General features: G+C 75.0%; 22 protein-coding genes. 13 read left to right on the forward strand and 9 right to left on the reverse strand.

Features of this window, described 5'->3' with window-relative positions; all coding sequences use genetic code 11:
- The first annotated feature begins 56 nt into the window (after window positions 1-56).
- Entirely contained in the window at window positions 57-851 is a 795-nt protein-coding gene (locus ACFZBX_RS19680; protein ID WP_391535014.1) for a metal-dependent hydrolase, read from the forward strand.
- Window positions 852-928: 77 nt separating this feature from the next.
- On the opposite strand, the gene ACFZBX_RS19685 is transcribed toward ACFZBX_RS19680, so the two are convergent.
- On the reverse strand, window positions 929-1,960 hold the full coding sequence (locus ACFZBX_RS19685) for a hypothetical protein (RefSeq protein WP_391535015.1): 1,032 nt from the start codon (window positions 1,958-1,960) through the stop codon (window positions 929-931).
- Window positions 1,961-2,031: 71 nt separating this feature from the next.
- A complete protein-coding gene (locus ACFZBX_RS19690; RefSeq protein ID WP_391535016.1) occupies window positions 2,032-2,313 on the reverse strand; it encodes a metal-sensitive transcriptional regulator in 282 nt (93 codons plus the stop codon).
- 188 nt (window positions 2,314-2,501) lie between these two features.
- Here ACFZBX_RS19690 and ACFZBX_RS19695 point away from each other — a divergent pair, with 188 nt between their 5' ends.
- The 4 genes from ACFZBX_RS19695 (at window position 2,502) to ACFZBX_RS19710 (ending at window position 8,799) form a co-directional block, all read left to right on the forward strand.
- Window positions 2,502-2,777: a heavy-metal-associated domain-containing protein gene (locus tag ACFZBX_RS19695; RefSeq protein WP_391535017.1), complete on the forward strand. Its 276-nt coding sequence runs from the start codon at window positions 2,502-2,504 to the stop codon at window positions 2,775-2,777.
- 130 nt (window positions 2,778-2,907) lie between these two features.
- Window positions 2,908-5,157 (forward strand): heavy metal translocating P-type ATPase, encoded by a 2,250-nt coding sequence (locus ACFZBX_RS19700; RefSeq protein WP_391535018.1) that lies wholly within the window; start codon window positions 2,908-2,910, stop codon window positions 5,155-5,157.
- A gap of 329 nt (window positions 5,158-5,486) precedes the next feature.
- Entirely contained in the window at window positions 5,487-7,400 is a 1,914-nt protein-coding gene (locus tag ACFZBX_RS19705; RefSeq protein WP_391535042.1) for an amino acid transporter, read from the forward strand.
- An 85-nt stretch (window positions 7,401-7,485) separates the two neighbouring features.
- Window positions 7,486-8,799 carry a M64 family metallopeptidase gene (locus tag ACFZBX_RS19710; protein ID WP_391535019.1) on the forward strand — a complete coding sequence of 438 codons (1,314 nt, stop codon included), beginning with the start codon at window positions 7,486-7,488 and terminating at the stop codon, window positions 8,797-8,799.
- 203 nt (window positions 8,800-9,002) lie between these two features.
- Here ACFZBX_RS19710 and ACFZBX_RS19715 read toward each other — a convergent pair whose 3' ends face one another.
- The 3 genes from ACFZBX_RS19715 to ACFZBX_RS19725 form a co-directional block, all read right to left on the reverse strand.
- Window positions 9,003-9,815 carry a GNAT family N-acetyltransferase gene (locus ACFZBX_RS19715; protein WP_391535020.1) on the reverse strand — a complete coding sequence of 271 codons (813 nt, stop codon included), beginning with the start codon at window positions 9,813-9,815 and terminating at the stop codon, window positions 9,003-9,005.
- Window positions 9,816-9,930: 115 nt separating this feature from the next.
- Window positions 9,931-11,022 (reverse strand): ABC transporter substrate-binding protein, encoded by a 1,092-nt coding sequence (locus ACFZBX_RS19720; protein ID WP_391535021.1) that lies wholly within the window; start codon window positions 11,020-11,022, stop codon window positions 9,931-9,933.
- 124 nt (window positions 11,023-11,146) lie between these two features.
- Complete coding sequence (locus tag ACFZBX_RS19725; protein ID WP_391535022.1) at window positions 11,147-11,272, reverse strand: hypothetical protein; 126 nt, start codon at window positions 11,270-11,272, stop codon at window positions 11,147-11,149.
- Window positions 11,273-11,480: 208 nt separating this feature from the next.
- Between ACFZBX_RS19725 and ACFZBX_RS19730 the strand changes: the two genes are divergently transcribed.
- On the forward strand, window positions 11,481-11,897 hold the full coding sequence (locus ACFZBX_RS19730) for a cupin domain-containing protein (RefSeq protein ID WP_391535023.1): 417 nt from the start codon (window positions 11,481-11,483) through the stop codon (window positions 11,895-11,897).
- Window positions 11,898-11,932: 35 nt separating this feature from the next.
- Here the strand turns inward: ACFZBX_RS19730 and ACFZBX_RS19735 are convergent, their stop codons facing one another.
- Window positions 11,933-12,640, reverse strand: coding sequence for a transglycosylase family protein (locus ACFZBX_RS19735; RefSeq protein ID WP_391535024.1), 708 nt, complete (start codon window positions 12,638-12,640; stop codon window positions 11,933-11,935).
- Between the two features lie 226 nt (window positions 12,641-12,866).
- The gene (locus ACFZBX_RS19740) at window positions 12,867-13,301 is read right to left on the reverse strand and encodes a DUF5997 family protein (RefSeq protein WP_391535025.1); all 435 of its coding nucleotides are present in this window, start codon (window positions 13,299-13,301) and stop codon (window positions 12,867-12,869) included.
- Window positions 13,302-13,359: 58 nt separating this feature from the next.
- Between ACFZBX_RS19740 and ACFZBX_RS19745 the strand changes: the two genes are divergently transcribed.
- Window positions 13,360-14,127 (forward strand): LysR family substrate-binding domain-containing protein, encoded by a 768-nt coding sequence (locus ACFZBX_RS19745; RefSeq protein ID WP_391535026.1) that lies wholly within the window; start codon window positions 13,360-13,362, stop codon window positions 14,125-14,127.
- A gap of 480 nt (window positions 14,128-14,607) precedes the next feature.
- Window positions 14,608-15,342, forward strand: a complete 735-nt coding sequence (locus ACFZBX_RS19750; protein WP_391535027.1) for a hypothetical protein — start codon at window positions 14,608-14,610, stop codon at window positions 15,340-15,342.
- A gap of 6 nt (window positions 15,343-15,348) precedes the next feature.
- Here ACFZBX_RS19750 and ACFZBX_RS19755 read toward each other — a convergent pair whose 3' ends face one another.
- The gene (locus ACFZBX_RS19755; protein ID WP_391535028.1) at window positions 15,349-17,019 is read right to left on the reverse strand and encodes a hypothetical protein; all 1,671 of its coding nucleotides are present in this window, start codon (window positions 17,017-17,019) and stop codon (window positions 15,349-15,351) included.
- Window positions 17,016-17,933, reverse strand: coding sequence for an ATP-binding cassette domain-containing protein (locus ACFZBX_RS19760; RefSeq protein ID WP_391535043.1), 918 nt, complete (start codon window positions 17,931-17,933; stop codon window positions 17,016-17,018). The genes ACFZBX_RS19755 and ACFZBX_RS19760 overlap by 4 nt, the downstream gene beginning before the upstream one ends.
- A gap of 332 nt (window positions 17,934-18,265) precedes the next feature.
- On the opposite strand from ACFZBX_RS19760, the gene paaK reads away from it, so the two are divergent.
- The 5 genes from paaK to ACFZBX_RS19785 all read left to right on the forward strand — a co-directional run bounded on the left by paaK (window position 18,266) and on the right by ACFZBX_RS19785 (window position 23,532).
- A complete protein-coding gene (gene paaK, locus ACFZBX_RS19765) occupies window positions 18,266-19,618 on the forward strand; it encodes a phenylacetate--CoA ligase PaaK (protein WP_391535029.1) in 1,353 nt (450 codons plus the stop codon).
- A 111-nt stretch (window positions 19,619-19,729) separates the two neighbouring features.
- Window positions 19,730-20,146 (forward strand): hypothetical protein, encoded by a 417-nt coding sequence (locus tag ACFZBX_RS19770; protein ID WP_391535030.1) that lies wholly within the window; start codon window positions 19,730-19,732, stop codon window positions 20,144-20,146.
- The gene (locus ACFZBX_RS19775) at window positions 20,115-21,137 is read left to right on the forward strand and encodes a tyrosinase family protein (protein WP_391535031.1); all 1,023 of its coding nucleotides are present in this window, start codon (window positions 20,115-20,117) and stop codon (window positions 21,135-21,137) included. Before ACFZBX_RS19770 ends, ACFZBX_RS19775 begins: the two co-directional genes overlap by 32 nt.
- Window positions 21,138-21,719: 582 nt before the next feature.
- Complete coding sequence (locus ACFZBX_RS19780) at window positions 21,720-22,076, forward strand: ArsR/SmtB family transcription factor (protein ID WP_391535032.1); 357 nt, start codon at window positions 21,720-21,722, stop codon at window positions 22,074-22,076.
- A 151-nt stretch (window positions 22,077-22,227) separates the two neighbouring features.
- Window positions 22,228-23,532 (forward strand): MFS transporter, encoded by a 1,305-nt coding sequence (locus ACFZBX_RS19785; RefSeq protein ID WP_391535033.1) that lies wholly within the window; start codon window positions 22,228-22,230, stop codon window positions 23,530-23,532.
- The last annotated feature ends 284 nt before the right edge of the window (window positions 23,533-23,816 follow it).

Raw genomic sequence — 23,816 nt, forward strand, 5'->3', positions numbered from 1 at the left:
GGCCCTCGCGAAGCCCTCGCGATGGGCGGTTCGGGACGAGGGCGGGAGCCGAGAAGATGATGGGACCGGCGCATTCGCTGTCCGGCGCGGCGGCGTGGCTGGGCGTGGGGGCGATCGCGGAGGCCATGGGTGAACCGATGCCCTGGCCGGTGCTGCTGACGGGGGCGCTAATCTGCGCGGGCGCCGCGCTGGCGCCCGACCTCGACCACAAGGCGGCGACCATATCCCGGGCGTTCGGCCCGGTGTCGCGGGTCCTCTGCGAGGTGATCGACAACCTCTCCTACGCCGTCTACCGGGCGACCCGCAGCCGGCACGACCCGCGCCGCTCCGGCGGCCACCGCACGCTGACCCACACCTGGCTCTGGGCGGTGCTGTGCGGCGCCGGTGCCTCGGCCGTCACCGTGTACGGCGGACGGTGGGGCGTGCTGGTGGTGCTCTTCGTGCACATGGTGCTGGCGATCGAGGGGCTGCTCTGGCGCCAGGCCAGGGTCTCCAGCGACGTGCTGGTCTGGCTGCTCGGCGCGGCCTCCACCTGGCTGATCACCGGTGTGCTGGACAAGCCGGGCAACGGCTCGCTCTGGCTGTTCGACCAGCCGGGGCAGGAGTACCTGTGGATCGGCCTGCCGATCACCCTCGGCGCGCTGGTGCACTGCCTGGGCGACGCGCTGACCGTCTCGGGCTGCCCGGTGCTGTGGCCGATCCCGATCGGCCGCAGGCGCTGGTACCCGCTGGGCCCGCCGAAGGCGATGCGCTTCCGGGCCGGCAGCTGGGTGGAGCTGAAGGTGCTGATGCCGGTGTTCATGGGCGCCGGCGGACTGTGCGCGGTGGGAGCGCTCGGCTACTTCGGCTGAGCGGGCCGGCGGCGCAGCGGGCCCCGCACCGGGGGATCTCCTCCGGGGCGGGGCCCGTTCCGTTTGTCCGGGCGGCCTCAGTGCTGGTGGCCGCCGTCGCCGTGCCCGGTGGGTGCGGGGGTCGGTGCCTGAGCCTCGGCGGTCGTCGGTGCCGGAGTCTCGGCGCTCGCTGCCGGAGCCTCGGCGGTCGGCGCGGCCGCCGGAGTCCCGCCCACCGGGAGGGTGAACGCGGCGGTGTGCACGGCGCCCTCGTGCCGGAAGTCCAGGAAGAGCCGGTACTCGCCGCCGCTGGGCGCCGTGGTGGTGAAGGTGATGGCCGGACCGCCGGCCGTGGCGGCCCCCTCGGGCAGGTGCCCGTCGGGGTGGACGTGCAGGTAGGCGAGGTCGCCGGCGCGCAGCGCGACCAGGTGACCGGCCGCGCCGAGGTACGGCTGGAGGTCGGTGACGGGCCGCCCGTCCCGGGCGACGTTCAGCGTCAGCTGCCCGGCCCGGCCCGGGGTGAGCTCGCCGTCCAGGGTGACCGTGTAGCCGTCGACGGTGACGGTCCGTCCGGTCCGCGGCAGCGGGGCGGGGCGCAGCTCGCCGGCGGCGTGCAGGTCGGCGCCCAGGGTCAGGCCCTCGGCGGCGCCGGCCGGGGTGAAGTCGGCGAACACCCGGTACTCCCCGGCGGCCGGCAGGGCGACCGGCGCGCTCCAGGTGCCGTCGGCGGCGCGGACCGGGTGCAGGTGCTGGAAGGTGGAGAGGTCGCGCGGGGCGACGATCAGGTGCAGTTCCTTCTCGTGCGCGGGCCGGTACCCGGTGACCGGGCCGCCGTCGGCGCCGAGGATGCGGAACCGCAGCTCGGCCGGGGCGCCGGCGGTGACGAAGGGGTTCTCCAGGGCGAGGGTGTAGCCGCGCTCGGAGACCTGGAGCCCGCCGGGGAGCTGTTCGGCCGGTGACCCGGCCGCCGCGGCCGTCCCGGCGGCGGCCGGGGTGTGCCCGGCGTGCGCGGCGCCCGCGGGGCGCGGGGCGGGCGTCCCGTCGCCGGTGAGGTGGCCGGCGCCGTACGCGGCGCCGAAGACGGCGGTGACCCCGGTGGCGAAGGCGGCGATCTTCAGGGCGGTGTTCATGGCGGACTCCTCGGTGCGCGGGCGCGGGCGTGGGTGTGAGTAGGGGCGGGGGTGGGGCGGGAGCGGGCGGGTCAGGCCCGCATCAGGCGGGCGATCGCCTGCGAGGCCTCGGCGACCTTGGCGTCCGCCTCGGCGCCGCCCTTGGCGATGGCGTCCTGGACGCAGTGCCCGAGGTGGTCGTCGAGCAGCTGGAGCGCGACCGACTGGAGCGCCTTGGTGACGGCCGAGATCTGGGTGAGCACCTCGATGCAGTAGCTGTCCGAGTCGACCATCCGCTGCAGTCCGCGGATCTGGCCCTCGACCCGCCGCAGCCTGCGCTGCACCTGGTCCTTCTCGTGGTGGTAGCCGTTCATCAGGGGTCTCCCGTTGGTCGTCGATCCGTCCTCCGACGCCTCGATTAGATACCCCTAGGGGGTATGGAGTCAAGGATGGCCCTCTGGGTCCGAGGGTTGCGCGGCATACCCCCCAGGGGTATAAATGGAATCACTGCAAGGCGATACCCCCTCCGGGTATCGCGAAGCCGCTACTCACGGAGGACCCCATGTCCTGCTGCTCCACCGACGGCACCTGCTCCACCGATGCGACCGTCACCGTCGACCCCGCCGCAGTCACCACCGTCTACGCCGTCGCCGGGATGACCTGCGGCCACTGCGAGCAGGCCGTCGGCAAGGCGGTCTCCGCCCTCCCCGGCGTCACCGCCGTACGCGTCGACGTCGCGGCCGGCCTGGTCACCGTCTCCGCCGAGGCGGAGCCGGACGAGGCGGCCCTGCGCGCCGCCGTCGACGACGCCGGCTACGAGCTCACCGGCCGGGCCTGACCCGCCCGGCGGGCCCGGGGCCCGGCACCCCGGCCGGCGCTCTCCCCGAACCCCCCAGGGGTATCGGGCCCCAGGGCTCGAACCCGCCCACCCGCTCCACCGCCCCACCGACGACCCACGAGGAGCCCAGATGACCACCCAGGCGCCCGCCTCCACCGAGGTGGAACTCCAGATCGGCGGCATGACCTGCGCCTCGTGCGCCGCCCGGATCGAGAAGAAGCTCAACCGCATGGACGGGGTCACCGCCACCGTCAACTACGCCACCGAGAAGGCCAGGGTGAGCGTCACCGGCGCGATCGAGGTCGCCGACCTCATCGCCACCGTCGAGGCCACCGGCTACACCGCCGCCGTACCTCGCCCCGCGATGACCGAGAGCGCCTCCGAGGGAGAGCCCGCCGGGTCCGCCGACGAACTCGCCCCGCTGCGCCAACGGCTGATCACCGCGCTCGCCCTGGCCGTCCCGGTCATCGCGATGGCGATGGTCCCCGCCCTCCAGTTCGACAACTGGCAGTGGCTCTCGCTCACCCTCGCCGCCCCCGTCGTCACCTACGCCGCCTGGCCCTTCCACAAGGCCGCCTGGACCAACGCCCGGCACGGCGCCGCGACCATGGACACCCTGGTCTCGCTCGGCACCGGCGCCGCGTTCCTCTGGTCGCTGTGGGCGCTGTTCTTCGGCCACGCCGGGATGCCCGGCATGCGGCACGGCTTCGAGTTCACCATCGCCCGCAGCGACGGCTCCTCCAACATCTACCTGGAGGCCGCCGCCGGCGTCACCGCCTTCATCCTGGCCGGCCGCTACTTCGAGGCCCGCTCCAAGCGCACCGCGGGCGCCGCGCTCAAGGCGCTGCTGGAACTCGGCGCCAAGGACGTCACCGTGCTGCGCGGCGGCGCCGAGGTCCGCGTCCCGGTCGCCGAGCTGACCGTCGGCGAACTGTTCGTGGTCCGCCCCGGCGAGAAGATCGCCACCGACGGCGTGGTGGCCGAGGGCGCCTCCGCCGTCGACGCCTCGATGCTCACCGGCGAGTCCGTGCCCGTCGAGGTCGGCGCAGGCGACGCCGTCACCGGCGCCACCGTCAACGCCGGCGGCCGGCTGGTCGTCCGGGCCACCCGGGTCGGCGCCGACACCCAGCTCTCCCGGATGGCCAGGCTGGTCGAGGACGCCCAGAGCGGCAAGGCCGCCGCCCAGCGGCTCGCCGACCGGATCTCCGCCGTCTTCGTGCCGATCGTCATCGCCCTGGCCCTGGCCACCCTCGGCTACTGGCTCGGCACCGGCGAGGGCTGGACCGCCGCCTTCACCGCCGCCGTCGCCGTGCTGATCATCGCCTGCCCCTGCGCCCTCGGCCTGGCCACCCCGACCGCCCTGCTCGTCGGCACCGGCCGCGGCGCCCAACTCGGCATCCTGATCAAGGGCCCGGAGGTACTGGAGAACACCCGCCGCGTCGACACCGTCGTCCTGGACAAGACCGGCACCGTCACCACCGGCAGCATGGCACTGCTCGCCGTCCGCACCGCCGAGGGCGTCACCGAGGAGGAGGCACTGCGGCTGGCCGGCGCCGTCGAGCACGCCTCCGAGCACCCGATCGCCGCCGCCATCGCCGCAGCCGCCGCCGAGCGCCTCGGCACCCTGCCCGCCGTCGAGGGCTTCGAGAACGTCCCCGGCCTCGGCGTCCAGGGCGTCGTCGACGGCCACGCGGTGATCGCCGGACGCGAGTCGCTGCTCGCCGAGTGGTCGCAGCACCTGCCCGCCGCGCTCGCCGAGGCCAAGCGCGCCGCCGAGGCCGCGGGCCGCACCGCCGTCGCGGTCGGCTGGGACGGCGAGGCGCGGGCCGTCCTGGAGGTCGCCGACGCGGTCAAGCCCACCAGCGCCGAGGCGATCGCCGAACTGCGCGGGCTCGGTCTGCGGCCGGTGCTGCTCACCGGCGACAACCGGGCGGTCGCCGAGGCCGTCGCCGCCGAGGTCGGCATCCCGGCCGAGGACGTGATCGCCGAGGTGCTGCCGCAGGACAAGGTCGCCGTCGTCCAGCGGCTGCAGGGCGAGGGCAGGGTCGTCGCGATGGTCGGCGACGGCGTCAACGACGCCGCCGCGCTCGCCCAGGCCGACCTCGGCCTGGCCATGGGCACCGGCACCGACGCCGCCATCGAGGCCGCCGACCTCACCCTGGTCCGGGGCGACCTGCGCTCGGCCGCCGACGCCATCCGGCTCTCCCGCAAGACCCTCCGCACCATCAAGGGCAACCTGTTCTGGGCCTTCGGCTACAACGTCGCCGCCCTGCCGCTGGCCGCGGCCGGACTGCTCAACCCGATGATCGCCGGCGCGGCGATGGCCTTCTCCTCGGTCTTCGTGGTCGGCAACAGCCTGCGGCTGCGCACCTTCCGCTGACCGGTCGTCCGCGTCCCGGTCCGTCCGGCCGCCCGAGCCCCCGGAACCACCCGGTTCCGGGGGCTTCCGCGTGTCCCGCGCCGTCGTCCCGCCGTCGTCGCCCCGTCGTTCTTCGTCGCCCCCCGTCGTCCGCCCCGCCGTCCCGACTGGTCCGATGAGGGGACTCCGCCGAGGCGTTCCCGCAGGTCGGCGGCCCGGCCGCATAGCCTGTCGCCCTGCCGTCGGCCGGACGGCCACGGGCCGTGGACAAGGGGTGCAGGGTGGCTTCCTCGGGTACGGACTCGGGTGCGGACGGCCCGGGCGCGCGCACCCCGGGGGGCGGCCGGCGACTGCGCGCCTGGCTGCTGGAAGGCCTCTCCGACCGCGTCAAGCAGCACCCCGGCCCGCACGCCCAGGCCCCCGCCGAACAGGCCCGCCCGTGGTGGCGGGTGATGTGCCTGACCGGCCTCGACTACTTCTCCACCCTCGGCTACCAGCCCGGCATCGCCGCCCTGGCCGCCGGCCTGCTCTCCCCGGTGGCCACCGTCGTGCTGGTCGTGGTCACCCTCTGCGGCGCCCTGCCCGTCTACCGCCGGGTGGCCCGGGAGAGCCCGCACGGCGAGGGCTCGATCGCGATGCTGGAACGCCTGCTCTCGTTCTGGCAGGGCAAGCTCTTCGTCCTCGCCCTGCTGGGCTTCGCCGCCACCGACTTCATGATCACCATCACCCTGTCCGCCGCGGACGCCACCGCCCACCTGGTCGAGAACCCCCATCTGCACGACGCCCTGACCGGCCGCCAGGTCCCGATCACCCTGGTGCTGATCGCCCTGCTCGGCGGCGTCTTCCTCAAGGGCTTCAGCGAGGCGATCGGGCTCGCCGTCCTCCTGGTCGGGATCTACCTCTCGCTCAACGTGGTGGTCGTCGTCACCGGCTTCTACGAGGTCCTCAAGTCCCCGCACGTGGTCGGGGACTGGGCCGACGCGCTCACCGCCGAGCACGGCAACGTCGTCGCCATGGTCGGCGTCGCCCTGGTGACCTTCCCCAAACTGGCGCTCGGCCTCTCCGGCTTCGAGACCGGCGTCGCCGTCATGCCGCACATCGAGGGCGACCCGGGCGACACCGAGGACCACCCCGAAGGCCGGATCCGCGGTGCCCGCAAGCTGCTCACCACCGCCGCCCTGATCATGAGCGTCTTCCTGATCACCACCAGCCTCATCACCACCCTGCTGATCCCCGAGGAGGCCTTCGAGAAGGGCGGCCAGGCCAACGGCCGGGCGCTCGCCTACCTGGCCCACGAGTACCTCGGCAACACCTTCGGCAGCGTCTACGACCTCTCCACCATCGCCATCCTCTGGTTCGCCGGCGCCTCCGCGATGGCCGGCATGCTCAACCTGCTGCCGCGCTACCTGCCCCGCTACGGCATGGCCCCGCACTGGGCGAAGGCGGTGCGGCCGATGGTCATCGTGCTCACCCTGATCGCCTTCCTGGTCACCTGGATCTTCGACGCGAGCGTGGACGCCCAGGGCGGCGCCTACGCCACCGGCGTCCTGGTGCTGATCAGCTCCGCCGCCATCGCCGTCACCATCGCGGCCCGCGCCGCCCGCCAGCACGGCTGGACCATCGGCTTCGCGCTCATCGCGGCCGTCTTCCTCTACACCACCGCCCTCAACATCGCCGAACGCCCCGACGGCGTGAAGATCGGCGCCTGCTTCATCGCGGCCATCATGCTGGTCTCCTTCCTCTCCCGCCTCAAGCGCGCCTTCGAACTGCGGGTCACCGACATCGTCTTCGACGCCGCCGCCGAGCGCTTCGTGCGGGACTACACCCACCGGCCGCTGCGGCTGATCGCCAACGAGCCGGACAGCCGCGACCTCGCCCAGTACCAGGCGAAGAAGCGCCAGATCCGCACGGACAACGACATCCCCGCCGAGGACGACCTGGTCTTCGTCGAGGTGACGGTCCGTGACCCGTCCGAGTTCGAGGCGGTGCTCACCGTGCACGGCGAGGTCCTGCACGAGCGCTACCGGGTGCTCAGCCTGGAGAGCTCCGGCGTGCCCAACGCGCTCGCCGCGCTGCTCCTCACCGTCCGCGACCGCACCGGCCAGCAGCCGCACATCTACTTCGAGTGGACCGAGGGCAACCCGTTCGCCCAGTTCCTGCGGTTCTTCCTGTTCGGCCAGGGCGAGGTGGCGCCGGTCACCCGCGAAGTGCTCCGCGAGGCCGAACCGGACCGCTCGCGCCGTCCGCGCGTGCACGTCGGCTGAGGGGTTGTGCCGACGGGTTGTGCCGACGGGTTGTCAGGTGCCTAACATGGCCGCCCGATCGCCAGCCCGCAGAGGAGCAACGCCCGTGCGCCGCCATCGCAGGTTCGGCCCGCTCATCCTGACCGGCGCCCTCGCGCTCGCCGCCCTCGGCAGCGCCCCGGCCGTCGCCGCCCCTCCGTCCGGCGCCCGGCACGGCGTCGAGGTGTTCGGCGAGGACGGCTCGATCGGCCGGGCCACCGCGCCCGCCGCCTCCCCGTACCTGACCGGCGGTCGGCCCGCACTCGCACCCGCCCCCGGGGACGGCGAGGTCACCCCGATCCTGCGCGGCGGCGACCCGGCGGGCAAGGTCGACGTCGTCGTCATCGCCGACGGCTACACCGCCGCCGAGCAGGAGAGGTTCCGCACCGACGCCGCCGCCAAGTGGCGCGAGCTGAGCGCCGTCGAGCCCTACGCCGCCTACCGCGGCCTGTTCAACGTCTGGGCGGTCGCCACCGTCTCCGCCGAGTCCGGCATCACCGGCGACCCGGACCGCGACACCGTCCGCGACACCGCCCTCGGCTCCTACTTCTGGTGCGAGGACATCGAACGCCTGCTCTGCGTCGACACCTCGGCCGTCGAGGCCTACGCGGCCAAGGCGCCGCAGGCCGACCTCGTCCTCGTCGTCGCCAACACCGCCAAGTACGGCGGCGCCGGCTACAACGTCGCCTCCCCGCTCGGCTACGACGGCATCGCCACCGTGGCGGGCGGCAACCAGAAGGCCGGCCAGATCGCCGTACACGAGACCGGCCATTCGCTGGGCAAGCTCGCCGACGAGTACTTCTACGACGGCACCGACACCTACCCGGCGGAGGAGGGCGAACCGGGCGAGCCCAACATCAGCACGCACTCCGCCGGCCGGCTGGCCCGCGACCACGCCAAGTGGTACCGCTGGCTCGGCCGCACCTCACCCGACGGGGGAGTGGTCGGCGGCTACGAGGGCGGCGGCTACTACCCCAAGGGGCTGTACCGGCCCACCGAGAACTCGATCATGCGTTCGCTGGGGCGGGAGTTCAACCTGCCCGGGCGGGAGGCGATGATCGCCGGCTTCTACCGGCACGCCGCCGCCCTCACCAGCCCCACCCCGGCCGGTACCCCGCTCACCCGCGCCGACCGCCTCACCGTCGACCTCCCGGTCGCCGGTACCACCCTCACCTGGTCGCTGGACGGCCGCGACCTCCCCCAGCTGCGCGGCCGCACGACGGTCAACCTCGCCACCGTCCCCCTCCCCGGCCCGCCCGGCCGCCCCCACACCCTCACCGCCACCGCCACCGACCCCACCCCCGCCGTCCTCGACCCCACCCTCCGCCCCCACCTCACCACCACCCTCACCTGGCCCCTCACCTGGCCCCTCACCCGCTGACCACCTCGGAGTGGGAAGTCGGCCGGTCCGACTTCCCACTCCAGCGCAGACTCCCGCACGCCGCGTCACCGTGACCATCCCCGGCGACCCTCGGCACAGGAAGCCGGCGGGTCCGACCTCCCGCTCCGGGTGCGGGGCTGCCCTCCTTCTTCGTCACCGCGCGGAGTGGAAAGTCGGGCGGGCCGACTTTCCGCGCCGGGGCGTCAGATCGCAGTCAGGACTGCCTCGTCGTACGGGGTGACGGTGGTGAAGCCCAGGCGCCGGTAGAGGGTGAGGGCGGTGGGGTGGTCGGCGCGGACGTTCAGGCCGATGTGGTCGGTGCCGTCCTCGGTGAGGAGTTCGCAGAGGCGGGCCGTGCAGGCGGCGGCGAGGCCCCGGCCGCGGGCGTCCGGGTGGGTGGTGACGTTGCCGATCACCGCCACCCGCCGCGCGGGGGAGGAGACGTGCACCCCGGCCGTGGCGACCAGCCGGCCCGCGTCGTCGCGGACGCCGACGTACGGGCCGGTGGCCAGCATCCGCTCGTCGAACCAGTTCCCGGGGTACCCGGCGGCGAACAGCGCGAGCAGGTCCGGCAGGTCCGCCGCGCCGAGCGTGGCGACCGGGCCGACGCCGCGCCCGAGGTGAGGCGCGAGGGCGGCGCGGTCGGTGAGCGCCATCCGCAGCATCGCCGTCCGCTGCTCGACGCGGTACTCGGGCGCGAGGGCGTCCACTCCGCCGCCGGTGAGGTGCGCGAGCAGCCGACGGGGCAGCACCGGCCGCATCGCCCGCAACAGTCCGGCCAGCCCGTCGGCCTGCTCGGGCCGGGCCAGGCCGAGCAGGGTGGGCACCTCCCCGACCGCGTACAACAGCGCCACCGGGCCGTCCGCCGAGGCGGTGTACCAGGCGGTGTGCGACCAGAACGGCTCGTCCAGATCACCGAGTTCGAAGAGGTGCAACTCCGGGTCACGGCCGAACCGTTCGGCGAGCACCACCCGGTCGTGCAGACTGACCAGCGCGGGGAGGAGGGTCGAGGACACCCACCGAGCCTACGCCCACCCGCCGCGGCCCCGGCGGTCCGGTGCTGCTGGATCGGGTGGGGCGTCGAGGGTCGGCCGGTCCTCCAGGGCGTTGGGCCGCGGTGCGTGGGTTGGTTCAACCGGTGCGAAGGACCCGGAAGTTGTCGAGGTCCGCCGGGTTCCGGTCGACGACCTGGACCGGGGGCCAGGCCCACTGCCGGACGCTGATGCCCGGTGTGCGGGAGAAGCGGATCGGTCCGCGGGTGCCCTCCGTCGAGATGCGCGCCCAGTCCATGTCCGGGGAGCGGAGGAGTTCGGCGAGGACGGTGATCGTGTCGTAGCCCTCGAAGGCGACGAAGGAGGGTGCCTCGGCCAGCCGCTCGCGCAGGGTTGCTCCGACGCGGGTGCCGAGTGGGCCGAGGTGCTCGGGCAGGTAGCGCAGGAACGGGACGGCGGCGCCGTCCTCGCCCAGGAGCGTCCGCCACTCGGTGAACTCCGGTTGCCCGGCCGGGGCGCCGATCAGCAGTCCGGCGAGGCGTGGGTCGCGGCGGACGGCGCGGACGATCGGCACGGCCGGGTCCGGGTGGCCGACCAGCAGGAGGAGGGCCGTCACACCGCTGTCGGCGAGGGCGTCGGTCAGCTCGGCGGGGGCGAGTGCGCGTGCGTCGAGTTCGACGAGGGTGCCGTCGTGTGCGGCGAGGTGGTCCCGGAGGATGCGGGTCCCGGACGCCCAGTAGACGCTGGGCTCGGCCGCCACGGCGATCCGGCGGTGTCCGGCGTCGAGCAGGAAGTCCGCGTAGATCCGCCAGCCGTGCGACTGCGCCGGGGCGAGGCGCGCGACCAGGTCCGTCGGCCGGTCGGTGAGCGCGTCCAGGACCGCCGAGGAACAGAGGAACGGCAGCCCCAGGGCGTCGGCCCGGGCGGCGGCGCCGCGGGCGACGACGCTGTGGTACTCGCCGGCCAGGGCCGCCACCCCCAGGGCGGCGAGTTCGTCGACGGCGGCCGCGGCCCGCCCGGGGTCGGCGGCGGTGTCCCGCACCTCCAGCGCGAGCGGACGTCCGGCGATGCCGCCGGCCGCGTTCACCTCCTCGGCGGCCAGTTGGAGTCCGGCGAGCAGGTGCCGGCCCGCCTCGGCCCAGCCGGGCCGGGTGAGCGGGACGAGGGCGCCGATCCGGACGGGCGGCCCTTCGGGCAGGGTCGCTTCGGGTCGCGATGGTGACGTGCTCATGCGTCGGCCTCTCCCGGGTGGCGAGTCGGTGGCGAGTCGGTGGCGACAGGCCCGGACCGCAGGGTGCCGAGGCCCGTGATCATGCCGGACATTGCAACCAGGTTCGCCGCCGGAAGGCAAGCGATTATCGGCACGTCAGTTCGGCGGGGGAGCAGCCCTGGAGGATCGTGCCGATCTCCGGCCGGGCGGCGGCTCCGGCGGCGAGCGGGTCGTCCTGGCCGGTGGGCCGGCCGACCGGTTCGGCGAGCACCTTGCGGCAGCCGGCGTGGCCGTGCGGCGGGACGGCACCGGCGGCTGACGGAGGCCGTCTCCTTCGTGGTCCCGGACGGCCGCGCGGCCTGTCGCCGGCCGTCCGCCGCGGCCCGGGACGCGCCCTGGCGGGACGGGCGGGGGTGTGGTCCCATCGGCGGGGAGGGGCGGGTGGGGGCCTGCCGGAGACGGGAGGGGTCGGGTTTCGCATGGGCGAGCAGCCGTTCCGCACCACGGAGACCGGGGACGCCCCGGTCGTCCTCGCCCCGGACGGGGCCGTCGTCCGGCCGCTGCTGGCGCTGGACGGCCTCGGCAGCCAGGCCGTCTTCGAACTCGCCCCCGGTGAGGTGACGCGCGCGGTCTCGCACCGCACCGTGCAAGAGCTCTGGCACGTCACGGGTGGCAGCGGGCGGATCTGGAGGCGGCAGTCCGGCCGGGAGAGCGTCGACGTGCTGCGGGCGGGGACGGCGGTCTCGGTGCCGCTGGGGACGGCCTTCCAGTTCCGCGCCGACGAGGACAGCCCCGGCCCGCTGCGGATCGTCGCCGTCACCATGCCGCCGTGGCCGGACGGCTCGACGACGGAGGCCCGCCCCGAGCGCGGGCCCTGGCAGCCCACGGTGGGCTGAGGGCGGCCGCGGTTCGGGGCGGGCCGGGGGCGGTGTCAGAGCGGCAGGACCAGTTCCTGGCCGGGCTGGATGAGGTCCGGGTCCTCGCCGAGCACGGCGCGGTTCCGCTCGTAGAGCGCGGGCCAGCCGCCGTGGAGCCGAAGCTGCTCGGCGATGCTCTCCAGGGTGTCGTCCTGGCGCACCGTCCAGGTGCCGGCCCCGACGCTCCCCTCGGCGCCGCCGTCCGCGCCGGCGGGCGCAGGCGCGGCGGGCGTGGTGGCCGTGGTCTCCTCCTCGTCGACGGGTGTCTCCTTGGCGACGGGCGCCTCCTTGGCGACGGGAGGCGCCTTGCGGGCCGGACGGGTGCTGACCGGTGGCCGCTCGGAGCCGCGGGCGGCGCGGGCGCCGCAGACCGGCCACGGGGCGAGCCCGCGGCGGCCGGCGAGCGTGTCGGCGACGGCGATCTGCTGCTCGCGGCTGGCGAGGTCGGCGCGCGGCGCGTAGGCGAGGCCGCCGTTCGCCCGCCAGGTCGGCTGGTCGAACTGGAGGCCGCCGAAGTAGCCGTTGCCGGTGTTGATGTGCCAGTTCCCGCTGCTCTCGCAGGCGGCCACCCGGTCCCAGTCGACCACGGCCCCCCGACCGGTGCCCGCCCCACCTCCCTGGCCCGGTGGCGCGGCGTGCGCCGCGGGGGCGGCGAGGACGGCGGCGGCCAGCGTGCAGGCGGCGGTGGGAAGCAGGCGGCGCAGGTGCGCGGTGGGGGGCATCGGCGGCTCTCAGGTCCGGGGACACGGGCGTGTGCCGCTGGGAGCGGCGCGTTCCCACCGACGCACGCCGGGGGCGCCGTCCCGACGCCGACACGTCGACGGGGTCACCCGGGCGGCCCCGCGTCACCACCCGGGTGGCCCCCGCTCCGGACAGCCGACGGCCCCCCGGCGAGGACGCCGGGGGGCCGAGGTGAATTCGTATTCGAAAAAGAGGTGAAGCTGCAGGTCAGCGGGCCTGCTGGCGCTCCGCGGCGGCGGCGGCCTGCTTGCGCTGCTTCTCCTCCTTCTCGTGCTTCTCCTTGACCCGGGCGGTCTCCTTGCGGACCTCGCCCTGGATCGTGCGCTCACGCTGGAGCCACTCCGGGTTCTCGTCCCGCAGCTCCTCGATCTGCTCGGTGGTGAGCGCCTCCGTGATGCCGCCACGCGCCAGGCCGGACGTCGAGACGCCGAGTCGCGCGGCCACCACGGAACGCGGGTGCGGGCCGTTGCGGCGCAGGTCCTGCAGCCACTGCGGCGGCTCGGTCTGCAGGGCGGTGAGCTCCTCGCGGGAGATCACGCCCGACTGGAAGTCGGCGGGGGTGGCGCCGAGGTAGACCCCGAGCTTCTTCGCCGCCGTCGCCGGCTTCATGGTCTGCGTGGTCTTCTGCTTGAGCGATGTCATGGTCACCAGGGTAAGCGAGCGGCCGACGCCCGCCGTCACGGTCGGTAGCCTTGGTCGGGTGACAGAGATGCAGGTGACACCCTCGTTCCGGCTGGCCTACGTCCCGGGCGTGACCCCGGGCAAGTGGGCGCGCGTCTGGTCGGAGCGGCTGCCGGACGTTCCGCTCGCCCTGGTCGCGGTGGAAGCCGCGGACGGCGAGCCGACGCTGCGGGCGGGCGACGCGGACGCGGGCCTGGTGCGGCTGCCGGTCGACCGGACCGGTCTGAGCGCCATCCCGCTGTACACCGAGACGACGGTGGTGGTGTTCCCCAAGGACCACTGGCTGGCCGCGGCCGAGGAGGTCACCCTGGAGGACCTCGCCGACGACGTGGTCTTCCACCCCCTCGACGACACGCTCGCATGGGAGGAGCTGCCCGGCCGCCCCGCCATCGAGCGGCCGGCGACCACGGCGGACGCGATCGAACTGGTCGCGGCCGGGGTCGGCGTCCTGCTCGTCCCGCAGTCGCTGGCCCGTCTGCACCACCGGCGCGACCTCACCTACCGGCCGATGACGGACGCCCCGCAGTCGCGGGTCGCGCTGTCCTGGCTGGAGGACCGGACCACGGACCTGGTGGAGGAGTTCATCGGCATCGTCCGCGGCCGGACGGTCAACAGCTCCCGAGGCCGCGGCCAGAGCGCCGCCGCCCCCGCCGCCTCGGCTGCCCCGGCCAAGCAGCAGCGCACCACCACCGGCCGCCCCACCCCGCGCCGCACGACGGGAACCCCCCGCCCCCGCAGCACCGGCTCCACCCCGCCCCGCCGCGGCCGCCCCAAGCGCCGCGGCTGACCGGCCCCGCACCCGGCGGGGCGACCGGGCGGTCGCCGGCCGCGCGCAGGAAGTCGGCTCGGCCGACTTCCCGCGCCGCAGACGCACATGTCCTGGCGGTTCGGTCGGCCTGCGCGTCGGCCGCCGAGTCCCGAGCCGGGATCGCGCCCAACGTCCGGGCGCCGACGCGAGCGGCTCCCGGCGCAGGAAGCCGGGACAGTCCCCCCGCGAGTGGGGCCGATTCGGTGGGGCCGTGCCGGCAGGGTGCCCGCTCGCGGCGTGGTCCTGGCGTAGTCCTAGTATGGGAAGTCGGACCGGCCGACTTCCCGCGCCTGCCCTCCCGGGGGCGGCCGGCGGAACGGCGTGTGGGCGCGGTGCTGATGGTGGCCACCACCGTGGCCACGGTCTTCGGGTGGCCGGCCTTCTCGCCGTCCCTGCGCCCTGCCCGGGGGCGGTGCCCCGCGTGGTGGCGGGAGTGCGCCGGGCTGGTTGGATGCGGGCATGACGGACTGGTCCCGACTCAGCCATGCCTACGGTCCCGCCGACGACATTCCGGATCTGCTGGCGCGGATCGGCTCGGCGCCGACCGCGGAACTCTGGAGTGACCTGTGGGCGGCGCTGTGCCACCAGGGGAGCGTCTACCCGGCGAGCTTCGCGGCTCTGCCGTGGCTGGCCGAACGGGCCGGGTGCGGGGAGCGGGAGCAGGAGGTTCAGGCCGTGCTGCTGGCCGGCGCGATTCTGGGCGGGGCCGGGCAGGCGGACGCGGGCGGTGTTCGGGCGGAGTTCGCGACGGAGGCGGAGGACCTGCTGGCGGCGGCGAACCGGCACCTTCGGGGCGGCGCGGACGCCGACGACTACGTTCACCTCCTGGGAGCCATGCTGGGCCTCGAAGGCGTTCCCGGCTGGAGTGAGGAGCTGGCCTGGGGGATCGCCAACGAGGAGTACCAGGTCGCCTGCCCGGACTGCGAGGCCGATCTGTTCATCGCCCTCGGCGAGCGCGGGTTCTTCTCGGCCGCCGACGACTACGCGCTCTCCGACGGCGCCGTCGAGACGCGGCCCCTGCGTCCGGCGGACCCCGCCGCCCTGGACGGCATCGGCCGGCGCCTTCACGGCCTCGCGCTCGCCGACGGGCAGCGCGAGGTCGCCCATGTGCTGACCCACGTCTTCGGTCATGGGACCTGTCCTTCCTGTGAGGCCCGCTTCGCGGTCGCCGATCGGATCGCCGCCGACTGGTGAGCGGGGTCAATCGCGGAGGGTGCGGCGGGCGGAGGTGGTGAGGAGCGTGGTGGCGAGCAGGGCCAGGGTCAGGGCGGTGACGAGGACCGGGGAGGGACCGGCGAGCCGGCCGTCGCGGTGGACGGCGCCCATGAAGTCGACGGCGGCGACCTGGTTCACCACCAGGTACCAGAGCGGCAGGTAGAGCGCCTGGAAGAGGCGGTGGGTGCGGGAGAGGGTGCCGAGGGCGAGGGCCAGGGAGGGGATGAACAGGGCGCCGGCCGACCAGGCGGCCACACCGGCGGTGTCGCCGGCCGCGGCCAGCCGGACCAGGACCCCCGCGCCGAGCAGGGCGGTGAGCAGCACCCCGGCGGTCCATTCGGCGAGCAGCCGGGCGCGGGCGGCCGGGTAGGCGCCGAGCAGGGACTCCAGCCCGTACTCGGCCGAGCGGCTGCCGAGGCGGGACCAGAGCAGTACCGGCCAGATCCAGGCGGCGGGCAGCAGGGCCCCCGCGCCGGCGTCCGGCGGGACGGCGAGGCCGGCCGCGACCAGCCCGGCGGCCACGAGCCACCACCAGCGCGAGGCGTCGGCGAACAGGATCCGCGCCTCCCCGAACAGCAGCCGGCCGAAGCCGGGGCCGCGCCCGGGCCGTACCGCGACGGGGGCGGGCAGGGTGAGCGGGAGGAGCGGGAGGATCGGGAGGACCGGGGGCGCGGACGGCACCGGAGCCGCCTCGCCGCCGCCCGTCGGCATCCGCCGTTCGGACGACGCGCCGCGCGCCGGGTCGAAGCGGGTGAACCAGAGCGCGGGCAGCGCGGCCAGGGCCACCGCGAGCAGCACCAGCAGCAGCCGCTGGACGAGGAAGCCGCCGTCCAGGCCCGCGCCGTCCCAGCGGAAGGCCTCCAGCGGGGTGTCCACCCTGGTCAGGCCGAGGCTGAACTCGTCGCTGCCCAGGTCGACGCCGCGCGCGGCCAGCGCGTCGCGCAGGGAGGCGGCCGCCGGACCGAGGCCCAGCCCGCCGAGCGGGGCGCCGGGCTTCTCTCCGGCGATCAGCAGCACCGGGGCGCAGAGGGCCCAGAGGACGTTGCCCAGCCCGCCGCGCAGCAGCGGCACCGTCTCGAACAGGACGGCCAGCGCGGCCGTCGCCGCGAGCAGCGGCAGCGTCAGCACCAGGAAGGGCGTCAGCAGGGCGGCCGGGTCCAGGGCGCGGTCCTCGCCCCGGACCAGTTGCAGGGCGGGCGCGGTCAGCGCGAGCACGCCGAGCATCGACGCCAGGACCAGCAGGTTGCCGAGGAACTTCGCGAGCAGCAGCTCGGCGGTCCGCAGCGGCGTCGCGGCGAGGATCCGGCCGACGCCGGTCTCCTCGTCGCGCCCGAGCCCCTTGCGGACCACGTAGAACCCGCCGAGGGTGAGCCAGAGGGCCCCGGCCAGGGCGGTTGCGGTGCCGACGTAGGCGCTGTTGTACTCGCCCCGGAAGCGGCCCAGCGCGAGGATCGCCCAGTGCCCGTCGGTGGGCGGCACGGCGAGCAGGCCGAGGCCGACGGCGGCCAGCAGCGTCACCGCGTAGGCGGGGCGGCGGACCCGGTCCCGGAAGTCGCCGAGGGCGAGCCGCCAGAGCCGGGCGAGCCGGGCGAGCACCCCGGCGCGGGCCGGGACGGCGTTTGTCGGGCGGGCCGTGGCGAGGGTGCTCGCGCTCATCGCCGCACCTCCGGACGGACGTGCGCGGCGGCGGAAGCGGCGGAAGCGGCGGCGGGCCGGACCAGGCCCAGGTAGGCGTCCTCCAGGTCGGGCGCGACCGGCACCGCCCCGGCGAACGGCGGACCGTCTGCGAGCAGCCGCAGCCGCACCCGCCCGTCCCCCGTGCGCACCATCCGGCTCACCACGTACCGGGCCTGCACGGCGGCCACCGCTCCCGGGTCGACCAGGACCTCCCACACCCGGCCGGCCTGGCCGCCCAGCAGCTCCTCCGGGCTGCCCCGGCGCAGCAGCCGCCCGCCGGCGACCACCGCGATGTCCCCGGCCACCGACTCGACGTCCGAGACGATGTGGGTGGACAGCAGCACCACCCGGTCCTCGGCGAGCGCGCTGAGCAGGTTGCGGAAGCGCACCCGCTCCTCCGGGTCGAGCCCGGCGGTGGGCTCGTCGACGACGATGACGCGCGGATCGCCGAGCAGCGCCTGGGCGATGCCGACCCGGCGCAGCATGCCGCCGGAGTACGCGCCGAGCGGCCGCCGCACCGCCTCGGTCAGGTTCACCAGCACGAGCAACTCGTCGATCCGGGCCCGCGCCGAGCGGGCGGACAGCCCCTTGGCGGCGGCCAGGTAGGCGAGGAACTCGCGCGCGGTGAGCTGTGGATGGACGCCGAAGTCCTGCGGGAGGAAGCCGAGTTCGCGCCGGAGCGGCTCGGGCCGGGCGAGCGCGTCGGCACCCCGGTAGGTGAGGCGGCCGGCGGTGGGCCGGGTGACGGTGGCGACGATGCGCATCAGGGAGGACTTGCCCGCGCCGTTCGGCCCGAGCAGGCCGAGCAGCCCGGGGCCGAGCCGCAGCGAGAGGCCGTCGACGGCGCGCTTGCCGCCCCGGTAGACCTTGCTGACGCCGGTCAGTTCGAGGATGGGCGGGTCGGTGGGGCGGGGATCGGGGCGGACTGCGGGTCGGACTGCGGGTCGGCTCATGGGTTCTGCTCTTCCGGCCGGTGCGTGGGCGGTTGGTGACGTCATGGACGGTTGGTGACGTCGATGAGCCTCCCCGATCGGCGGGACGCTGCCATCTGCCGTTCGGCAGAGATCGGACCTGACGAAGGACAAGGGTTGGCGCGCGTCGAGCCTTGACAGGTGGTTCGGGTACTGGATTACTTGGCCCCGTCGAGAGGCAACCGAATGATCGGTCGGCCGAGCCGGCCGAGCCGACGGGGTCGGAGAGGTCGGTACGCCTGGAGGGAGGCGCGATGAGCGGTGGAGGGACGACCGGGAGCGGCGCGGGGGCGCCGACACGCCTCGGCGAGGCGCCGCCGGACGGGCTGCTGGACGCCGGCGAGCGGATGACCCGCGAGGAGTTGCGCGCGCACCAGCTCAAGCACCTGCGGGCCACGCTGCGCCACGCCTACGCCAACGTCGAGCCGTACCGCCGCAAGTTCGACGCGGCCGGCGTCACCCCCGAGGACTGCCGCACCCTCGCCGACCTCGCGCGCTTCCCCTTCACCACCAAGGCCGACCTGCGCGACACTTACCCGTACGGCATGTTCGCCGTCCCGAGGGAGGAGGTCCGCCGGATCCACGCCTCCAGCGGCACCACCGGCCGCCCCACCGTGGTCGGCTACACCGAGCGCGACCTCGACGTGTGGGCCGACGTGGTGGCCCGCTCGATCCGGGCGGCCGGCGGCCGGCCCGGCCACACGGTGCACATCGCCTACGGCTACGGCCTGTTCACCGGCGGACTGGGCGCGCACGCGGGCGCCGAACGCGCCGGCTGCACGGTCGTCCCGGCGTCCGGCGGCATGACGGCCCGCCAGGTCCAGCTGATCCAGGACCTCCGCCCCGAGATCATCATGGTCACCCCGTCCTACCTGCTCACCCTGCTCGACGAGTTCGAGCGGCAGGGCGTCGACCCGCGCACCACCTCGCTGCGGGTCGGCATCTTCGGCGCCGAGCCGTGGACGGAGGGGATGCGCGCCGAGATCGAGCGGCGGATGGACCTGCACGCGGTCGACATATACGGCCTCTCCGAGGTGATGGGGCCCGGCGTCGCCCAGGAGTGCGTGGAGACCAAGGACGGCCTGCACATCTGGGAGGACCACTTCTACCCGGAGGTGGTGGACCCGCTGACGGACGAGGTGCTGGCGGACGGCGCGAGCGGCGAACTCGTGTTCACCTCGCTCACCAAGGAGGCGCTGCCGGTGATCCGCTACCGCACCCGCGACCTCACCCGCCTGCTGCCGGGCACCGCCCGCCCCGCCTTCCGCCGGATGGCCAGGGTGACGGGGCGTAGCGACGACATGATCATCCTGCGTGGTGTCAACGTCTTCCCGACCCAGATCGAGGAGGTCCTGCTGCGGGTGCCGGCCGTCGCGCCGCACTTCCAGCTCCGGCTGACCCGCCGGGGCCGGCTGGACCACATGACGGTGCGGGTCGAGGCGCGTCCGGACGCCGCCCCCGAGCAGCGCGAAGCGGCCGCCGCGGCGATCGTGCGGGGCGTCAAGGACGGGGTGGGCGTGAGCGTGGAGGCCGAAGTGGTGGACCCGTACAGCCTGGAGCGCTCGGTCGGCAAGATCCGGCGGATCGCGGACCTGCGGGAGAACTGAACGCCGGGAGCGGCCTCGCCGCGCGCGCGGGCCCGTTCTGCGGGACGGTGGGAGACGGGAGGTCCGTGCCCCGGGGCACGCCCGGGGCCGCCCGTAGCCCGGGAGATAGCCATGGACCCAGAAGGCCTGGCCGCTGCCGCCACCCCGACGAGGCTCGGCGGATACCTCAGCAGCCTGCCGCGCCCGCCGGCCGCCCATCACGCGGGGCCCGCGCGGACGGTCCGCACGACGATGTACGACGGTCACCGGATCGTCGTCACCACGACTTACGAGATCACCGTGGACGGCCACCCGATCGGCGCGCACCTCGGGGTGGACCCGGACGGCAACGTGCACTGCCACGCGCTGCCCGCGTACCGGTTCCTCTCGGCGCTGGACGCCGTGAAGGCGGTGATCGACAACTATCCCGACGAGTTCACCGATCAGGGCGGCCAGGGCGGACACGGTGAAGGCGGCCACGGCGGTCACGGCGGGGGCGGCCACGGCGGTCACGACCATGACCACGACCACGAGCACGGAGGTGGCTGAGATGGCCGCCGTCGTCCGCAGGAACATCCTCACCGACACCGCCGTCCGCGACGCCTACACCTCCGGCGTCAACCTGCTCAAGCGCGAGCACAGCACCTTCACCACCGCCGACTTCGGCATCGCCGGCCCGGCCGAACCCGTCCGCACCTACGACCTCTTCGTGATCTGGCACGTGCTGGCGATGCGCACCGCCGTCCCGCCCGGCGGCGACGCCAACATCCGCAACGCGGCCCACCGCGGCCCGATCTTCCTGCCCTGGCACCGGGTGATGCTCGGCCTGCTGGAGGCCAACCTCCAACGCGTGCTGGGCGACACGTCCTTCGGCCTGCCCTACTGGGACTGGACGGCGGACTCGGTGCTCGACCTGCCGTCGGACAGCGACTTCTGGCAGCCGACCTGCATGGGCGGCAGCGGTGTGCCGGTCAAGGACGGACCGTTCGGCGTCGACCCGGCCAACCCGAACGACCCCGACGCCTTCCGGGTCCGGATCGACGTCAACTCCTCGCTCACGCTGATCAACCGCCACCCGCCGCGCGGCCTGCGCCGGGCCCTCGGCCGCGACGCGCCCAACGTGCCGAGCGCCGAGGAGGTCGAGGCCGCGTACGACACCGACCCGGTGACCGGCAACCCCAACCTCGCCGTCTACGACTTCGCGCCGTGGGACGTCGACTCGGAGGGCTTCCGCAACCGCCTGGAGGGGTTCAACCCCTTCGGCCTGCACAACCTGGTGCACGTCTACATCGGCCGCGACATGGGCCTGGCCTCCTCGCCCAACGACCCGGCGTTCTACCTGCACCACTGCAACGTCGACCGGCTCTGGGAGGGCTGGATGCGGCGCAACGGGCGGCACTACCTGCCCGACCAGTCCGCCCCGGCGGTGCTGGAGGGCCACCGGCTCAAGGACCCGATCGTCTCCCCGCTCGGCTCCTCCGCCACGCCCGAGTCCGTCCTCGACTCGACCGCCGTCTACACCTACGACGTGCTGACCTGACGCGGCCTGCCGCCCGCGCCGCCCGCCCGCTGCTGCGCTCAACGGGCGGGCGGCGCGGTGCCATCGGGGGCCATCCGGACGGTGCCGCCGTCGACCCCACCAGGTGCCGCAGCCCGCGGATCGCCTTCTCCCGCTCGGGCACGTGGAACTGCCCGCCCTCGCCCGCCGGGTACGCCGGGAAGCGGTCCGGCGCGGGGCCGAACAACCTGAGCAGCGGCACCTGGTACGCGGTGATCGAGGCGAGGTCGTCGACCTCGACGCCCTCGGTGATGCGGTCGCCGCTGCGCGTGCCGGAGGGGAGCCTGCCCGCGTCCGAACGAGGCGGACGGCGCGGCCGAAGGCGTCGGCCCCGCCGGCCGGCACGAGCCAGAAGAGCGACTCGTCGCGGGCCCCGTGCGCGCCGAGGCCGAGCGGCTGGTGTCGGAAGCCGGGGTCCTGCGGGGTGAAGTGGACGGTGCCGCTGTCGGGTTCGCCGTCGAGGGATCCGGCGGGCTCATTGCGGCGGCGGGCTTCCGGCAGGGGGCGTGAACCGCGCGATGTCGGGCGGGTGAACGGCGGTCGCGCGCCCTCTACGATGAGGCCATGAGCGGGAGCCTCCAGGTATCAGGTGCACATGCCTCGCAGCAGTCCGGCGCGGACGAACGGCTGGACGTGGCCGCCGGCATCCTCGCCCTGCTCGCCGACCGCACCCGGCTCGCGCTGCTCCAGCGGCTGAGCGAGGGGGAGGCGGACGTGACCACGCTGACCGAGGCCGCCGGAGCGGCCCGCCCGTCGGTGAGCCAGCACCTCGGCAAGCTGCGGCTGGCCGGGCTGGTGTCGACCCGCAAGGACGGCCGGCGGGTGGTGTACGCGCTGCGGCACGGGCACCTGCGGCGGTTGGTCCACGAGGCGCTGAACGTGGCCGACCACCAGATCAGCGGGCTGCCGCCGCACGACTGAGCGCGGTGCGCCGCCGCCTCGCCCGGTTCGGGGCGGGGCGGCTTCTTTTTAGTCAATGCGTGCACACGTATGCACACGTTGGCCTATTCTGGAGGGGTGGCGCCCGCACGGGACGCCCCGGCCGCCGCGCCGCGTCCGAACGGAGTCCCCGTTGCTCTCCGTGCTCCGCAACCGCACCTACCGGCACCTGTTCACCGCCCAGGTGGTCGCCCTCGCCGGCACCGGCCTGGCCACCGTGGCGCTGGGCCTGCTCGCCTACGACCTCGCCGGGCCCGACGCCGGCTCGGTACTGGGCACCGCGCTGGCGATCAAGATGGTCGCCTACGTGGGGATCGCCCCGGTCGTCGCCGCGCTGGCGCACCGGATCCCGCGCCGGCGCCTGCTGGTCGCCGCCGACCTGGCGCGCGCCGGGGTGGCGCTCGGGCTGCCGTTCGTCGGATCGGTGTGGCAGGTCTATCTGCTGATCTTCGTCTTGCAGGCGGCCTCGGCGACCTTCACACCGGCGTTCCAGTCGGTGATCCCCGAGGTGCTGCCCGAGGAGCGCGACTACACCCGGGCACTGTCCCTCTCCCGGCTCGCCTACGACACCGAGAGCCTGGTCAGCCCGGCCCTGGCCGCCGGGCTGCTGGCGCTGGTCGGCTACCGCTGGCTGTTCTGGGGGACGGTGACCGGCTTCCTGGCCTCGGCGGTGCTGGTCGTGTCGGTGGTCCTGCCGGGTGGTGGGGTGCTCAAGGAAGGCGGGCTGGCCGGGGTGCGGCCGGTCGCGGCGCGATCGCTGGCCGGGATCCGGCTCTTCCTCTCCGTGCCGCGGCTGCGGGCACTGCTCGCCCTGGACCTCGCCGTCGCCGCCGGCGGGGCGACGGTGATCGTCAACACCGTCGTCTACGTCCGCGACGGGCTGGGCCGCTCCGCGGGCGACGTGCCGCTCGCGCTCGGCGCGTACGGGGCCGGGTCGATGGCGGTCGCGCTGCTGCTGCCCCGGATGCTGGACCGGGTGGCGGACCGGGCTGTGATGCTGCCCGCCGCGTTCGCGGTCGCGGGACTGCTCGCCGTGCTGGCGGTGGTCACCGCGGCGGGGCGGGCGGCGGACGGCGGCGGATGGCGCTGGCCCGCGCTGCTCGCCCTGTGGGCCGGGCTGGGCGCGGCGGGCTCGCTGATCCTCACCCCGGGCGGACGCCTGCTGCGCTCCGCCGTGCCGCCGGCCGACCTGCCCGCCGTCTTCGCGGCCCAGTTCTCGCTCTCGCACGGCTGCTGGCTGCTCGCCTACCCACTGGCCGGCCGGCTCGGCGCCACCGCCGGCCTCCCCACCGCCACGGCCGCCCTCGGCACCCTCGCCCTGATCGCAGCCACCGTGGCCACACGCGCCTGGCGCACCCTCACACCGCCCCCGGCGCCCGCCCGCCGCCACAGCCTCGCCACCCGACCGCGCCGTCAGCACCGCCCGGCGGCCCGCTGACACGCTGGCCCGTGCCGTTCGCTGTGCTCCGGCGGTGCCGTTCGCTGTGCTCCGGCGGTGCCGTTCGCTGTGCTCCGGCGGTGCGGTGCCGTTCGCTGTGCTCCGGCGGTGCGGTGCCGTTCGCTGTGCTCCGGCGGTGCCGTTCGCTGTGCTCCGGCGGTGCGGTGCCGTTCGCTGTGCTCCGGCGGTGCGGTGCCGTTCGCTGTGCTCCGGCGGTGCCGTTCGCTGTGCTCCGGCGGTGCGGTGCCGTTCGCTGCGCTCCGGCGGTGCGGTGCCGTTCGCTG

Source organism: Kitasatospora sp. NPDC008115, from assembly GCF_042957205.1.
In the GTDB taxonomy this organism is placed as follows: domain Bacteria; phylum Actinomycetota; class Actinomycetes; order Streptomycetales; family Streptomycetaceae; genus Kitasatospora.